16 protein-coding genes are annotated in these 13,810 nt (G+C 61.9%); 6 read left to right on the plus strand and 10 right to left on the minus strand.

Going from position 1 to position 13,810, the window contains the following annotated elements; translation table 11 throughout:
- Positions 1 to 2 precede the first annotated feature (2 nt).
- The 5 genes from EI983_RS00430 to pheS all read right to left on the minus strand — a co-directional run bounded on the left by EI983_RS00430 (position 3) and on the right by pheS (position 6,565).
- Positions 3 to 971, minus strand: a complete 969-nt coding sequence (locus EI983_RS00430) for a hypothetical protein (RefSeq protein WP_157705263.1) — start codon at positions 969 to 971, stop codon at positions 3 to 5.
- A 275-nt stretch (positions 972 to 1,246) separates the two neighbouring features.
- Positions 1,247 to 3,646 carry a phenylalanine--tRNA ligase subunit beta gene (gene pheT / locus EI983_RS00435; protein WP_157705264.1) on the minus strand — a complete coding sequence of 800 codons (2,400 nt, stop codon included), beginning with the start codon at positions 3,644 to 3,646 and terminating at the stop codon, positions 1,247 to 1,249.
- A gap of 160 nt (positions 3,647 to 3,806) precedes the next feature.
- Positions 3,807 to 4,739 carry a dimethylarginine dimethylaminohydrolase family protein gene (locus EI983_RS00440; protein WP_157705265.1) on the minus strand — a complete coding sequence of 311 codons (933 nt, stop codon included), beginning with the start codon at positions 4,737 to 4,739 and terminating at the stop codon, positions 3,807 to 3,809.
- A gap of 74 nt (positions 4,740 to 4,813) precedes the next feature.
- Positions 4,814 to 5,230, minus strand: a complete 417-nt coding sequence (locus EI983_RS00445) for a BLUF domain-containing protein (RefSeq protein WP_157705266.1) — start codon at positions 5,228 to 5,230, stop codon at positions 4,814 to 4,816.
- 261 nt (positions 5,231 to 5,491) lie between these two features.
- Positions 5,492 to 6,565: a phenylalanine--tRNA ligase subunit alpha gene (pheS, locus tag EI983_RS00455; RefSeq protein ID WP_157708936.1), complete on the minus strand. Its 1,074-nt coding sequence runs from the start codon at positions 6,563 to 6,565 to the stop codon at positions 5,492 to 5,494.
- A gap of 229 nt (positions 6,566 to 6,794) precedes the next feature.
- Between pheS and EI983_RS00460 the strand changes: the two genes are divergently transcribed.
- Positions 6,795 to 7,076, plus strand: coding sequence for a hypothetical protein (locus EI983_RS00460; protein ID WP_198389349.1), 282 nt, complete (start codon positions 6,795 to 6,797; stop codon positions 7,074 to 7,076).
- Between the two features lie 6 nt (positions 7,077 to 7,082).
- Here the strand turns inward: EI983_RS00460 and EI983_RS00465 are convergent, their stop codons facing one another.
- The 5 genes from EI983_RS00465 to EI983_RS00485 form a co-directional block, all read right to left on the minus strand.
- Positions 7,083 to 7,970: a fatty acid desaturase gene (locus EI983_RS00465; protein WP_157705269.1), complete on the minus strand. Its 888-nt coding sequence runs from the start codon at positions 7,968 to 7,970 to the stop codon at positions 7,083 to 7,085.
- A 91-nt stretch (positions 7,971 to 8,061) separates the two neighbouring features.
- The gene (locus EI983_RS00470) at positions 8,062 to 8,205 is read right to left on the minus strand and encodes a hypothetical protein (protein WP_157705270.1); all 144 of its coding nucleotides are present in this window, start codon (positions 8,203 to 8,205) and stop codon (positions 8,062 to 8,064) included.
- A gap of 217 nt (positions 8,206 to 8,422) precedes the next feature.
- Entirely contained in the window at positions 8,423 to 8,788 is a 366-nt protein-coding gene (gene rplT / locus EI983_RS00475; RefSeq protein WP_157705271.1) for a 50S ribosomal protein L20, read from the minus strand.
- A 14-nt stretch (positions 8,789 to 8,802) separates the two neighbouring features.
- On the minus strand, positions 8,803 to 9,003 hold the full coding sequence (gene rpmI, locus EI983_RS00480; protein WP_157705272.1) for a 50S ribosomal protein L35: 201 nt from the start codon (positions 9,001 to 9,003) through the stop codon (positions 8,803 to 8,805).
- Positions 9,004 to 9,131: 128 nt separating this feature from the next.
- Positions 9,132 to 9,872 carry an N-formylglutamate amidohydrolase gene (locus EI983_RS00485; RefSeq protein WP_157705273.1) on the minus strand — a complete coding sequence of 247 codons (741 nt, stop codon included), beginning with the start codon at positions 9,870 to 9,872 and terminating at the stop codon, positions 9,132 to 9,134.
- A 213-nt stretch (positions 9,873 to 10,085) separates the two neighbouring features.
- On the opposite strand from EI983_RS00485, the gene pyk reads away from it, so the two are divergent.
- The 5 genes from pyk to EI983_RS00510 all read left to right on the plus strand — a co-directional run bounded on the left by pyk (position 10,086) and on the right by EI983_RS00510 (position 13,707).
- Complete coding sequence (gene pyk, locus EI983_RS00490) at positions 10,086 to 11,531, plus strand: pyruvate kinase (RefSeq protein ID WP_157705274.1); 1,446 nt, start codon at positions 10,086 to 10,088, stop codon at positions 11,529 to 11,531.
- Positions 11,532 to 11,570: 39 nt separating this feature from the next.
- Positions 11,571 to 11,795, plus strand: coding sequence for a hypothetical protein (locus EI983_RS00495; RefSeq protein ID WP_157705275.1), 225 nt, complete (start codon positions 11,571 to 11,573; stop codon positions 11,793 to 11,795).
- Positions 11,796 to 11,857: 62 nt separating this feature from the next.
- Positions 11,858 to 12,199, plus strand: coding sequence for a tautomerase family protein (locus tag EI983_RS00500; protein WP_157705276.1), 342 nt, complete (start codon positions 11,858 to 11,860; stop codon positions 12,197 to 12,199).
- A gap of 21 nt (positions 12,200 to 12,220) precedes the next feature.
- Positions 12,221 to 12,538, plus strand: a complete 318-nt coding sequence (locus EI983_RS00505) for a DUF1244 domain-containing protein (RefSeq protein ID WP_157705277.1) — start codon at positions 12,221 to 12,223, stop codon at positions 12,536 to 12,538.
- Positions 12,538 to 13,707, plus strand: a complete 1,170-nt coding sequence (locus EI983_RS00510) for an aminotransferase class V-fold PLP-dependent enzyme (protein WP_157705278.1) — start codon at positions 12,538 to 12,540, stop codon at positions 13,705 to 13,707. Before EI983_RS00505 ends, EI983_RS00510 begins: the two co-directional genes overlap by 1 nt.
- Positions 13,708 to 13,810: the final 103 nt, after the last annotated feature.

Raw genomic sequence — 13,810 nt, forward strand, 5'->3', positions numbered from 1 at the left:
GCTCACAGCGCCAACCGCCAGAACAGCGGATCGGGGCGCCTGGCGAGCTTGCGCAAGATCCGGTTGCGGGCCAGGAAATGCGGCACGTCCCGAGTAGCTTCGAAACAGAAGCTGCGCGGCAGGGTCGTGTAGAGAGACCGCGGCGGGTGCCGACCATAGATATTCTTGAGCGCAGCCCCCGGCCCGGGCTGATGCAGGTACACGTCCCGACAGCCTAGTTCATCACGCAGAAGCATGAGCACGGCGAGAAGCATCGCCTTTGGCCAAAGCCTGTCATAGCGGTCGCGCAGCTTTGCCTCGTAGGTCTGGCGCTGCTTCAGTTCCCGCGCACGGGGTGTGTGTTGGGCCATCACGTCGATGCGGCGGCGCAATATGCGCAACCAGTCGCTTTGCAGCTCTTCGATCAGTGCCGTGCCGGTGGCAAGGTCCACGTCAAGCCGTGCCCAGGCCAGGGTCGGGCAACCGCCCTGCCGCACGGGGTGCCATGCACATTCAAAATCTTTCCGGCTTTCGCGCGGCAGATACTGCCCCATCAGTGCGGTGTGCTCCGAGGGAAAGCCCAGTTGCAGCACCAGATTGCCACCCTTGCGGCTGAGCTGGTTCCACTGCCAGTCGGCCCCTTCGCCCCAGCTAGACAGCGACAGGCGGAAATCGAGCCAATCGCCTCCATAAAGCTGTTCCAGAGCGGCCTCGGCGGCACGGCTCAACCCATCCCATGCCATCGCCCGATCAGCATGAGCCAGCGCCAGCACATCGCGCTGCGCCAAAGCACCGCCCGTTGCCGCCGCCAATGGGCGCAACACGGGGCGCGTGAGCAGTTTCGCCGCCGAACCTTGCTTGAGCGCGGTCACGGTATCGTCGCCTGGCATCAGGTTGGCCAGAAGCCAGGCGCTTTCACGATCGGCGTAATAGGGGAAGGCCATCTCGTCCGGCAGGCAATGCCGGATCAGGCCAATGTCTTCGGGTGTCATAAAGGGTCCACATCGGGCAGGGCCGCCCGGCGCAGACCGCGGGCAGCTTAACGGGAGAGGGTGAAACGCCGCCTATACGGCGGTATCGGATGGATTTTCATCATGTACTCCTTCGGCCCGAGAGGGCCGGTCGCTGAAGGGGGGTGCTTAAGAGCGCGGGCGATTCGGATCAACCCGGAGTGGCAGGGTGGCAGCAGATGCGTTTCATCTGCACCACAGCGCATGCAAAGGGCCCCGGATCACCTCCGGGGCGCTGATGCTTTGTCAAACTTGGGTCAGCCGCGCAGAGTGCCGCCTGTGGCCTTGGTCACCTTCTCGACGATCTTGGCGCTGACGGCCTCGATATCGGCGTCCTTGAGCGTTGCCTCAGTCGGCTGCAGCCGCACGGTAATGGCAAGTGATTTCTTGCCTTCGCCAAGGCTGCCGCCGATGAATTCGTCAAACACGCGCACGCTCTCGATCAGGGCCTTGTCGGCCCCGGCGGCAGCGTTGATCAGGGTCAGCGCCTCTATGCCTTCATCCACTACGAAGGCGAAATCGCGCTCCACTGCCTGCAGATCGTTCAGCGCGAGCGCGCCCCTGTTGGCGGTCTGGTTGCGCGGCAGGGGAATTTCCTGTGGGAAAAGGGTGAAGGCCATGGCAGGGCCTTTGACATCCATCTCGCGCAGCACCTTGGGGTGCAGCTCTCCGAAGATACCCAGCACCTTCTTCGGGCCAAGGCAGATCATGCCATGCCGTCCGGGGTGCCACCACTCGCGCGCGCCGCGCAGGATCTGCACCTTGGCCGGTGCACCGAGCGCGGCCAGCACCGCCTCGGCATCGGCTTTCACGTCATAGACATCAACGGGCCGCGATCCGCCATGCACATCCTTCGGGCCGGTCCGGCCCACGAGAAGTCCGCAAAGTTGAACGTGCTGCTCTTCGGGTTCGCCACCGTGGAATGCGTGCCCCAGCTCGAAAAGCGCGAGGTCTATGAACCCGCGTGCCTGGTTGCGCGCCGCCGCCTGCAACAGGCCGGGCAGCAGGGCAGGGCGCATATGGCTCATTTCGCTGCTGATCGGGTTGGCAAGCATCGTCGCGTCATCGCCGCCGCCAAAAAGCGTGGCACTGGCGCGGTCGATAAAGCTGTAGGTCACGCATTCATTATACCCCAGCGCCGCCGCCGTGCGCCGCGCGATCTGCTCGCGCTTTTGCTGCGGCGACAGGATTGGCTTGGGCACCCCGTCGCCCATGCGCTTCATCGGGCGCCCCTGTAGCTTGGTCAGCGAGGCAATGCGCGCCACTTCCTCCACCAGGTCCGCCTGTCCCTGCACATCGGGCCGCCAGCTTGGCACATGGGCCATATTGCCCTCCATGCGGAAGCCAAGCGCGGTGAGTGTCTGGCGTTGCTCTGCCTCGGGAATGTCCATGCCCACAAGCGATTGCACACGCTTGGGATCAAGCGGATAGGCGCGAGAAACATCTGGCACTTCGCCCGCGACCACCACATCGGACGGCTCTCCGCCACACAGATCGAGGATCATCTGCGTGGCAAGCTCATGCCCGTCCATGTTGAAGGCCGGATCAATGCCCCTCTCGTTGCGATAGCGGGCATCCGAGTTGATCTTGAGGGCGCGACCCGTATGGGCGATCTGGATATGGTCCCAGACAGCGGCCTCAAGAAACACATTGGTGGTCTCACTGGTACAGCCCGTAGCCAGCCCGCCCATGATCCCGGCAATACTTTCAATCCCCTCGTCATCCGAGATCACGACCTGGCCCGCGCTGAACGTGTATTCCTTCTCATCCAGGCCGATCAGCGTCTCCCCGCCCTCGGCGCGATGCACCCGGAGGTTACCGTTCACCTTGTCGGCGTCAAAGACGTGCAGCGGGCGGTTGCGGTCGAAGGTGAAGAAATTGGTGATATCCACCAGCGCCGAAATGGGGCGCAGCCCGATGGCGCGCAGCCGCTGCTGAAGCCATTCGGGGGAGGGGCCGTTCTTGACCCCGCGAATAAGCCGCCCGGCAAAAACCTCGCAGCCGTTTTTGCGCGTATCTTCGTCTATCGTTACGCTGATCGGGCAAGGGTACTGCCCCTCTACATGGGCCTCGGGCGCGGGCTTCATCCTGCCCAGGCCCCGTGCGGCCAGATCGAGCGCGATGCCGCGCACGCCCAAAGCATCGGGACGGTTCGGCGTGATGGCGATCTCGATCACCGGATCGACCTTGACCGGATCATGCTCGGCCAGCCAGTCGACGAACCGCTCGCCCACCTCGCCCGAAGGCAGCTCGATGATCCCGTCATGCTCGTCGCTGAGCTCCATCTCGCGTTCCGAGCACATCATGCCGTGGCTTTCCACGCCGCGGATCTTGCCCACCTGGATGGTCGTGTCGATGCCCGGGATATACATGCCCGGCTTGGCCACCACGACGGTGATCCCGGTCCGCGCATTGGGCGCGCCGCAAATGATCTGTTTGGAGCCCTCATCGGTCAGGACCTGGCACACGCGCAGCCGGTCCGCATCCGGGTGCTGCTCGGCATGCGTGACCTTGCCGATGGTAAATTCTCCCAACCGCGCGGCAGGGTCCGAGACCTCTTCCACTTCCAATCCAAGATCGGTCAGCGCCTCGCAAATCTCATCGACGGAGGCTTCGGTTTCCAGGTGGTCTTTCAACCAGGACAGGGTGAATTTCATCGGGTTCGTTCCCAGAGGTTCTCAACGTCCCTGCGGCTTTATCTCATAAGAGGCAAAGGGAAAACCCTGTTGGCACCGGGGTATGAGTATTTTTGGAACAATGAAAGCAAGGCGCGCGCCCTCTTTCATTGTTCTTCAAATACTCAAAATCAGACGGGTCTCACACGGGATCACGGATGAGGCTTTGACACATGCAATGCACCCCGCCACCGCCCTGGGTGATCATCGACAGGTCCGGGTCATAGATGGTGAACCCCAGCGCCTTCAGCTTGTCTTTCAGCGTATAGGATTTTTCAGGCAGCAGCACCCGGTCTTCACCCAGCGCCACCACGTTGCACCCCAGGGCGATCGTGTCCTGGAACGGCACCTCGACGATCTCGATCTTCTTGGCGCGCAGCCAGTCGACGATCTCGGGATCGGTGCAGTCGGTGCAGACAGCGGCCAGCTTGGGGGCCAGCATGACGACCATCAGGTCGATATGCACATAGAACGGGTCGATATCGGCCAGTTTGACTTCCCAGCCCTCTGCCTCCATCCACCCGGCAATTTGCTTGGCACCCTGCTCCATCGAGCGGCCCTCTTCACCCTCCCAACCGATCAGAACACAGCCCGGCTCGATCACGTTGAAATCACCGCCTTCAAAAGTCCCGGCGGTGACGAAATCGTAAATCGGGATGCCGAGCCGCTGATAGGTCTCCACCGCGCGGAAGTTTTCGCCGCGCCGCCAGTACTGCGCCATATGGGTAATGATCGCGCCATAGGGCGTCATGACCGAGCTGTCGCGGGCATAGACCTGATAGGGCAGATGCGGGTCGGGTGCGTGGGTGTGCACCTCGACGCCCGCGGACTGATAGGCGCTGACCATCTCGGCATGTTGCCGCTTGGCCGTTTCCTGGCTGAACGGCACCCCACGGCGGAGGGATTTCTTGGACACCGAGGAGGTTTGCAGCCACTGGTAATTCTCGATCGGCCCCAGCAGCACCGAGCGCAGCGTGCCATAATCGCTATTGGCGCCCCAACCATTGAGCATGGGCGTGCCGCCGCCGTCGCGGCGTGCGTGCAAGGTGAACTCATTTGCCGGTTGGTCTTTCATTGGGCTGCCCCCTGATAACTGATGACCGGCGCAGGCTGATCCTGAAGGGGCCGCAAGTCAAGCCATTGCGCTGCTTATGCCCCGTCGGAGGGGAAAACCTTGAGATAGGAAAGGCGGGTGAAGAAATTCAGCACCTCATCCTCGGTGGCGCGCTCGACCGCCCCGTTGGCCACCTCCTCCATGGTCCACATCCAGCTATAGGCCGGATCGTCGCGCATCGCCCAGGATGGAAACAGCCGCGTTTTGATCGACCGCTGCATGAGCTTGGTCACCTCCACATGGCGATCATCCCGGCGAATACGCTGATAGCAGGCGTTCACCTTGTCCTCGGGCCCTTCAAGAAGCTGCAGGAACAGATCCTGCCGGGCAATCAGGGCGCCGGTGATGTCGTCGCGCGCGTTGCAGCGGCGCGCATCGAGCAGAATATTGGAGAGAAGCGAAGCGTCAAACCCGAAGGGCGTGGAGGCATAGATGAGTTGGGTGAGGGGCATGGGGGGCTCCTGAACTTTGTGCAGAGCCTAGAGAAAGGATTGTGATCTGTCGATTGGATGAATCTTAGCGTGTTTTTCGACTGCAAATGAGCGCGATAAAACAGCCAAAAGCGGCCAAAATCAAAGGCTGCCAGAATATCCCCGCCTCAAACACCAATGGCCCGCCAAGCAGGAATCCAAAGAGATAGAAAGCTCCAAAAGTGAGCACTCCGAGAATGGCAAGGATGATACCGATCACCTTGCCAGCCCGCTTCAGTGTATTCAGCGAGACAACCCGCCGTGCAGCGTCGGCACATCGAGCCCGGCAAACCCGTAATGCCTGAGCCAGCGCAGGTCAGAATCGAAGAACGCGCGCAGATCGGGGATGCCGTATTTCAGCATCGCGATCCGGTCGATGCCGACACCAAAGGCGAAGCCCTGCCACTCGGCGGGGTCGATATTGCCCGCTTCCAGTACCTTCGGGTGCACCATGCCCGACCCCAGGATCTCCAGCCAGTCGTCACCCTCGCCGATCTTCAGCGTCCCGCCTTCCCAGGAGCAGCGGATATCGACCTCGGCCGAGGGTTCGGTGAAGGGGAAGTGTGAGGCGCGGAAGCGCAGCTCGACATTGTCCACTTCGAAAAACGCCTTCACGAACTCCTCAAGGCACCATTTCAGGTTGGCCATGGAGATATCGCGGTCAATTGCCAGGCCCTCGACCTGATGGAACATGGGCGTATGGGTCTGGTCATAATCGGCACGATAAACACGGCCCGGTGCGATCACTCGGATCGGCGCGCCTTGGGCCTGCATCGCGCGGATCTGCACCGGCGAGGTATGGGTGCGCAGCACATGCGGCGGACGGTTATCGCCCTCTTCACGGTGGGTATAGAACGTGTCCATCTCCGCCCGCGCCGGGTGGTGGCTGGGAATGTTCAATGCGTCGAAATTGTACCAGTCGCTTTCAATCTGCGGACCTTCTGCCACCGAGAATCCCATATCGGCGAAGATGGCGGTGACTTCCTCCGAAACCTGGCTGATCGGATGAATGGTGCCGGCGCGGCGCGGGCGGCCCGGCAGGGTCACATCCAGCCATTCGGTACGCAGGCGCTCATCAAGGGCCGCATCTTCCAAAGCGGCTTTCTTGGCGGCCAGCGCCGAGTTTATCTCATCTTTCAGCGCATTCAGCTTCGGCCCGGCCACCTGCCGCTCTTCGGGGCTCATCTTGCCCAGCTCACGCATTTGCAGGCTGACCTCGCCCTTCTTGCCCACGGCCTGTACGCGCAGCTCTTCGAGCGCGGCCTCATCGGCGGCGTCGGCAATCAGGCCTAGGTATTTGTCGCGCAGATCGTCCATCGGATCATCCTCGGGCTTGGGCGGTGACATCGTCCGAGACGTGCTAGCGGGCTGCCCTTGCGAATGCAAGAGCGGCGCACGCTGGCGCGTCCTCAGATAGCGGGATTTGAGGAAAAAGCCGTTAAAAGCGGTAACAAAGCGCATTGTTTCGCCGCAGTTATGCCGCCGCGCGGTCGCCGGTCCCGGCGAGCCTCGGCATCGATTGAACCGTCTTGAAAAGGATCGACCGATGTCTGTGAAGAAATCTGTGTTGGCGCTTCCAGCGCTCGCGATTGCCCTCAGCCTGGCAACCCCTGCCGATGCGCTTTTTGGGCAGGCCAAGCGCAAGGCACAGCCCGCGCCGCCGTCAAGCTATCAGGGGCAGTGGTACACCACGCCCGATGGGTGTTCTTACAGCCGTGCCAAGGCACCGGGCTATGCGACGATGTGGGTGCTGATCCAGAACCCGCACCATATCGGGCAACCGCCCGCCGGTGCGCATTGTGCCACATTACTCAAGCAAAATGGATAACGCGGTTCAGCGCAGACCAGATATGTAGTCATGCGTGAAGCGTCGATAGCCGTCGGTCAATACGCAATGGTGGCCCTGCATGTGCTTGTGCAACTCGGGCAGCTTGTGAAACGGCACCTGAGGCAGGCTGTGGTGTTCGATGTGATAGGGCATGTTCCAGGCCAGAAACCGCACGATCCGGTTGGTCAGGGTCGTGCGCGTGTTTTCCAGCATGTTGGCCACATAGGCGCAGCGCCCATGTTCGGCCAGAAGGTACAGCCTGAGAAAAGGCTGACCCAGAAGGCAGGGCAGCAACCAAATCCAGAACAGCAAGGGTGACGCCAAAAGGCTCAAGCCCGCCAGCGCGTAGAGCACCAGCATGATCTGCGCCTCCCGCCGCACTCGGGCCCATGCGCGCTCTGGCACATATTGGCCCGGTTCTTGGCCAAGCGCGTTCGCAAAGGTGATCCGCGCCATCGCCCACCAGTAGGGCAAGCCGGAGACATGACGCAGATACGCGCCCCAGCTTTCAGGTTTGGCTCCAGAGGTGAGTTCGGGATCTTTCTCAGGGTCGTTGGTGTGGCGATGATGGGCGAGGTGAAAGTAGCGGAACCACTCGAAGGGAAGCATGATCACCAACCCGCAGAGCCGCCCCACCCATTCGTTGATCCAAAGGGATCGGAACGGGGTCTTGTGCGTTGTCTCATGTTCGAGCGTGAAGAGAAAGCAGAGTGTAATTCCCTGCGCCACCAGCACGAGCGGCCAGCCCGGCCAGCCCTGTGCGATCCATATCCCGAAGGCGAAAATCAGGCCCACATGGCCCGCCAGATGCCAAAGGCCCGGGGCATCCCGGGTCTCGTTCAACGCCGCGAGCGTGTCGTGGGGCAATGTGGCGATGAAGGCCTTGTGATCCAATCCGGTTCTCGCTCGTGTCCCGGGCGAGGCGTTCGCCCGGGAGCAGCGTGGGTCAGATTGTCAGGGCGGTCAAGGTTGCGCCTGCGCTGGTTCAGCTCCAGTTGGCCGCCGGTTTGGCGCTTGAGACAAAGAGCTCGAATTTCTTGGCCTCGCGGTCATGCGCCGCGAGCAAACGCAGGGCTTTCTCGCTCAGTGTCGGCTGTTTGGGGTCGGTCTGTTTTATCTGGGTACTCATGTCAATCGTCCTTGCGTTTCACGCGTTAGCGGCATTCTGCCCGGATGATCCATCGCAAGACGCTGTGCAGAAAGTGTGGCATTCCGGTGGTTTGTCTGGGGAGAACTCGCCGCGAAGGCGCTGCGAAGGCAGGGTGACCCACCATGAAAAACGCCGCCAGGTTTCCCCAGCGGCGCAACATTGTCCCTCGCCCGTGACGGGCGCATTATGGGCTGGCTTACTTGGCCAGCGCTGTCTTTGCCTGATCCACGATGGCGCCGAATGCGGCCGGTTCATGCACGGCCAGATCGGCCAGCACCTTGCGGTCCACTTCGATACCCGCCAGGCTCAGCCCGTTGATAAAGCGCGAATAGGTCAGCGCTTCGTCATGGCTGCGCACAGCGGCGTTGATCCGCTGGATCCACAGCGCACGGAAGTTGCGCTTGCGGTTCTTGCGGTCGCGGGTGGCGTATTGGTTGGCTTTGTCGACGGCCTGAGTGGCAACCTTGAAGGTGCTCTTGCGGCGGCCATAATAGCCTTTGGCGGCTTTGACGACTTTACGGTGACGGGCGTGGGTTACGGTCCCACCTTTAACGCGTGACATCTCTCAAATCCTCCTTAGCGGGCGTAGGGCATCATCGGCTTGATGATACCTTCGTCGGCTTTGCTGAGCGTGGTGGTGCCACGCGCGTTACGGATGAATTTGTTGGTGCGCTTGATCATGCCATGGCGCTTGCCGGCCTGAGCGGCCACCACGCGGCCCTTGGCCGTCACCTTGAACCGCTTCTTGCAGCTCGATTTGGTCTTCATTTTGGGCATTTCCGGCTCCTCTTGACTTCGGACGGTATACGCGCGACTCGGCATGCCACTCTGGCCGGTCCCGCGGTGAAGGCTGGCATATACGCCGGACCGTCCCGTTAGGCAAGAGGGGAATCGCCTGTCGCGGCTCAGACGCCCGCGCGATTGGCGGCCTCTTGCAGCATCGGCGCAAGGCGCGCGGCCCAGGCCGCTTGCTGCTCAGGCGAGCGGATCAGATCGTTGCGCAGCTCGATCAGGATGTTGGGGCGCTCATAGGCGATGGCGTGGCGGGCGATCGCATCGCCGGGCAGGTGGCCGCCATAGGGCTCGTTCTCACCCACGCAGAGATCGGGCTCGGCATGCAACAGATCTGCCAATGGCCGTGCCAGCCGCGTATCGGCGGCATAAAGCAGGCCCACATGCCAGGGGCGCGGGGCGTACCCCTTGAGCTGTGGAGTGAAGCTGTGCACGGCCACGATCACCGTATCGGCGCGTTTTGCAGCAAGTTCGGCCAACGCCGTGTGATAGGGGCGGTAGCATTTGTTCAGCCGATTTTGCACCTCGGCCTCATCGGCATACCGGTTACCGGGGATGATCGTGCCATCGTAAAGCTTCATCAGCAGGGTCGGGTCATCCTCGCCCCGGTTCGGGTCGATCACCAGCCGCGAGAAATTCGATAGAATCGCAGGCCCGTTCAGAAGCCGCGCCAGTTCCCGGCTCAGCCCATCGGCCCCCACATCATAGGCGATATGGCGGCCCATTTCCTCTTCGGGCAAGCCAAGCGTGCCGCCATTCACGAAAGGCGGGACAGTGTTGGCCGCGTGATCGCAGGTGACCAGCCAGCGCTCGGGGCGGTCCGCGCCGACGATTTCGAAGGGGTGATATGTCATCGAAGTGTTACGTCCTTTGGCCATGCCTTTAGGACAGTTGCCAGCGAATGTGAATTGGGCAATAAGGCCGCAAGACCGTTGTTAGCGATAACGTCATTTGCGGTGTAGCCCGCGCGTTTCGCGTCACACCGATTGACAGGTTTCGGTCGTATGGCCAGCCTGTTCACAGGATCAATCAGCAGCCCGGTCGCTGGGCGCAGAAGGACATGCCGTATGAGACGCTTCCGCAATGTGAAAATCGTGGCCACCCTGGGCCCGGCCTCCGAGGATTACGACACGATCCGCGCGCTGCACGAGGCGGGGGCGGATGTGTTCCGGCTCAACATGAGCCACGGGGACCATGACAGCATCCGCGAGAAGCACCGCATCATCCGTCAGATCGAGCATGATCTGGACAGTCCCATCGGTATTCTTGCGGATCTGCAGGGGCCGAAGCTGCGCGTCGGTGAGTTTGCCAATGGCGAGGAAGAGCTGGTCGAAGGGGCGGCCTTCCGGCTTGATCTTGACCCGGCCCCTGGCACGGAGATGCGCGTCTGCCTGCCGCATCCGGAGATTTTCGAAGCACTGGAGCCGGGTGCGCGCCTGCTGGTGAATGACGGCAAGATCCGTCTGACAGTCACCGAATGCGGCAAGGATTATGCCGAGACAGAGGTGATCACCGGCGGCACGATCTCGAATCGCAAAGGCGTGAATGTGCCCGATGTGGTGCTGCCGCTGGCAGCACTCAGCGAGAAAGACCGCGCCGATCTGGAATTTGCCTGCCAGCTTGGTGTCGATTGGCTGGCGCTCAGCTTCGTGCAGCGTGCGGCGGATGTGGAGGAGGCGCGCAAGCTCTGCGATGGTCGTGCGGCGATCCTCAGCAAGATCGAGAAACCCTCGGCGGTCGAGTGGTTCGACAATATCCTTGCCGCCTCGGACGGGATCATGGTGGCGCGCGGCGATCTGGGTGTGGAACTGCCCGTGCAGAACGTGCCACCGATTCAAAAGCGGCTGGTGCGCAAATGCCGGGCTGCGGCAAAGCCCGTGATCGTGGCCACGCAGATGCTGGAAAGCATGGTCGAAAGCCCGATGCCCACCCGCGCCGAAGTGTCGGACGTGGCGGCGGCCATTTATGAAGGGGCCGATGCGATCATGCTTTCGGCCGAATCGGCAGCGGGCGACTATCCGGTCGAGGCAGTGCACACGATGGACAATGTCGCCCGCGAGGTGGAAAGCGACCCCACCTATACCGAAATCATCGAAGCCTCGCGCCGTATCGAACGCCGCTCGGTCGCCGATGGGATCGTGGCGGCGGCGCGCGAGATTGCCGAGGCGACGGATATCAAGGCGATCTGCTGTTTCACGCAGAGCGGGACAACGGCGCTGCTGACCGCGCGGGAACGTCCGCGCGTGCCGATCATGGCGCTCAGCAACCTGCGCGGCACGGCGCGGCGGCTGGCCCTGAGCTGGGGGGTGAACTGCGTGCTGTGCGGGGAGTTGGAACGCTTCAAAAGCGCGGTGATCTCCGCCGCCCGAGCAGCGCGCGAGCAGGGCTATGCCGAGGCGCTCGATCAGATCGTGATCACCGCAGGCGTGCCCTTCAACGTGCCGGGCACAACGAATATCCTTCGCATCGCGCCCTGTCAGGAAAGTTTGCTTTATTCCACTGATCCGGGCTAAGCTTCACGCGATTTGTTTCGATTTAATTTGGAGGGGCACATGGACCCCGATCTGGTCCTCGTCATAGGTGTAATTCTGGGCGTTTTTTCGGTCCCTTCAATCCTGTCTGCGATCTCCGAAGGCCGGGCGCCCCGCGTTGCCGCTTTCACCATCATCTCTTCCGGTGCCCTTATCCTCTGGGCGATTTCGCTCAAACCCGGAGGCTATACGCTTGAAGATGTCCCCGGAGCATTTGTCCGCGTGGTGGCGCAGTTCCTCGGCTGATGGATTGCGCTTGTCTCTGATCCCGTTTGCAGCGCACCATGCCGCGAAACGGAGGAGCAGACTTGCCACATATCGTTATCGAACATTCCGCCGGGCTTGAGAGCAGCCACGACCTGCAAGCCCTGTGTGACACGCTTTGGGAGCGTTTCGCCCATCACCCGCATGTCAACGGCCCCGACACCGTGCGTCTGCGCACCATTGCCGCGACGGCCTCGCGCATCGGGGTGGACCCGCAGAGTTTTGCGCATGCGACGCTGCTGCTTCTGCCGGGGCGGTCAGATGCGGTGCGCCAGGAAATGGCCGAGATCATCCTTGCCTGCCTTGAGGAGGCGCTGTCGGATGTGGGCAGCCTGACGGTGCGATTGACGGACTTGCATCAGCCCTATCTCAAACGCATGTTGTGACCGATATCGAGGAGGATGATGATGGACGACCAGACCCGTATCGAGCTTGAAGCGGCCGCCTTCCGTGCGCTGCGCGAACACCTGATGGAAAAGCGCACCGATGTGCAGAATATCGATATGATGAACCTTGCCGGGTTCTGCCGCAACTGCCTGAGCCGCTGGTACCAGGAGGCGGCCAATGCGCGCGGCATCGAGATGGACAAAACCCAGGCGCGCGAAATTTTCTATGGCATGAGCATGGACGACTGGAAGGCCAATTATCAGACCGAAGCCAGCGCCGAGACGCAGGCGGCGTTCAAGGTGGCGTTTGCCGAGAATGTCGGTGAGGACAAGCCCTGATGGACATAGACGCCCTGCGCGCCGAGACGCCGGCCACAGCCGACATGATCCACTTCAACAATGCCGGGGCGTCGTTGATGCCGACACCGGTCTATCTGGCGATGAGCGCGCATCTGGCGCTGGAACAGAGTGTCGGCGGATATGAGGCCGAAGATACGAATGCCAGCCAGCTTGCTGCCTTCTACACGGAATTCGCCGGGCTGCTGAATGCCGATCCGGGCGAGATCGCCTATGTGGAAAACGCCACCCGTGCCTGGGATATGGCCTTTTATGGCCTCCCCCTGAAGGAAGGCGACCGGATCCTCACCCACGCCTCGGAATATGTGTCGAATTATCTGGCCTTCCTGCAGCTCAAGCAGCGGCGTGGCGTGGAAATTGACCTGGTGCCATCCGACGCAACCGGCCAGATCGACGTTGAGGCGATCGCGGGTCTGATCACGCCGCGTACGCGCGTAATCGCCATCACCCATGTGCCCACACAGGGCGGGTTGGTGAACCCGGTCGAAGAAGTGGGCCGCGTCGCGCGTGAGCACGGGCTGATTTATGTGCTCGATGCCTGCCAGTCAGTCGGGCAGATCGACCTGGATGTCGAGCGCATCGGATGTGATGTGCTGTCTGGTACCGGGCGCAAATATCTGCGCGGACCGCGCGGCACGGGGTTTCTCTATATGCGCCGGGCCCTGGCGGACCGGACGGACCCGCCCTTCATTGACCTGCGGGCCGCCACCTGGAGCCGCGATGACGGCTATGACTGGGCGCCGGGCGCCAGACGCTTTGAGAACTGGGAGAGGTTCATGGCCGGGCAGATCGGTCTTGGCGCCGCTGTGGCCTATGCCCGCGCGGTCGGCCTGCCTGCGATCGAGGCGCGGGTGGCGGAGATTTCGGGCGCGCTTCGGGCGGCCCTGTCGGATATTCCGGGCGTAACCCTGCAGGATCAGGGCGCGCGCAAGAGCGGGATCGTCACCTTCACCAAGGACGGCCAAAGCGCGTCGGCGATCTATGAGGCCCTGAAGGCGCAGAGGATGAATGTCTCGGTTGCGCTGACCACCTCGGCCCGGCTCGATATGGTGCCGCGGGGGCTGACTGATGGGCTGACGCGGGCATCAGTGCACTATTTCAACACCGGCGAGGAGGTCGAGAAATTTGCCGAGGCCGTTGCACAGCTATAGAAGGACATGCCGGGTTTCGTGAACTCACGCCGCCTGAGGAACGACGTCACACATCTTGCATCATGCCAAGCGCGTTGTCACAGTGAGCACAGGCAGAGCAACC

The sequence above is a fragment of the Roseovarius faecimaris genome (assembly GCF_009762325.1).
Lineage (GTDB): Bacteria > Pseudomonadota > Alphaproteobacteria > Rhodobacterales > Rhodobacteraceae > Roseovarius > Roseovarius faecimaris.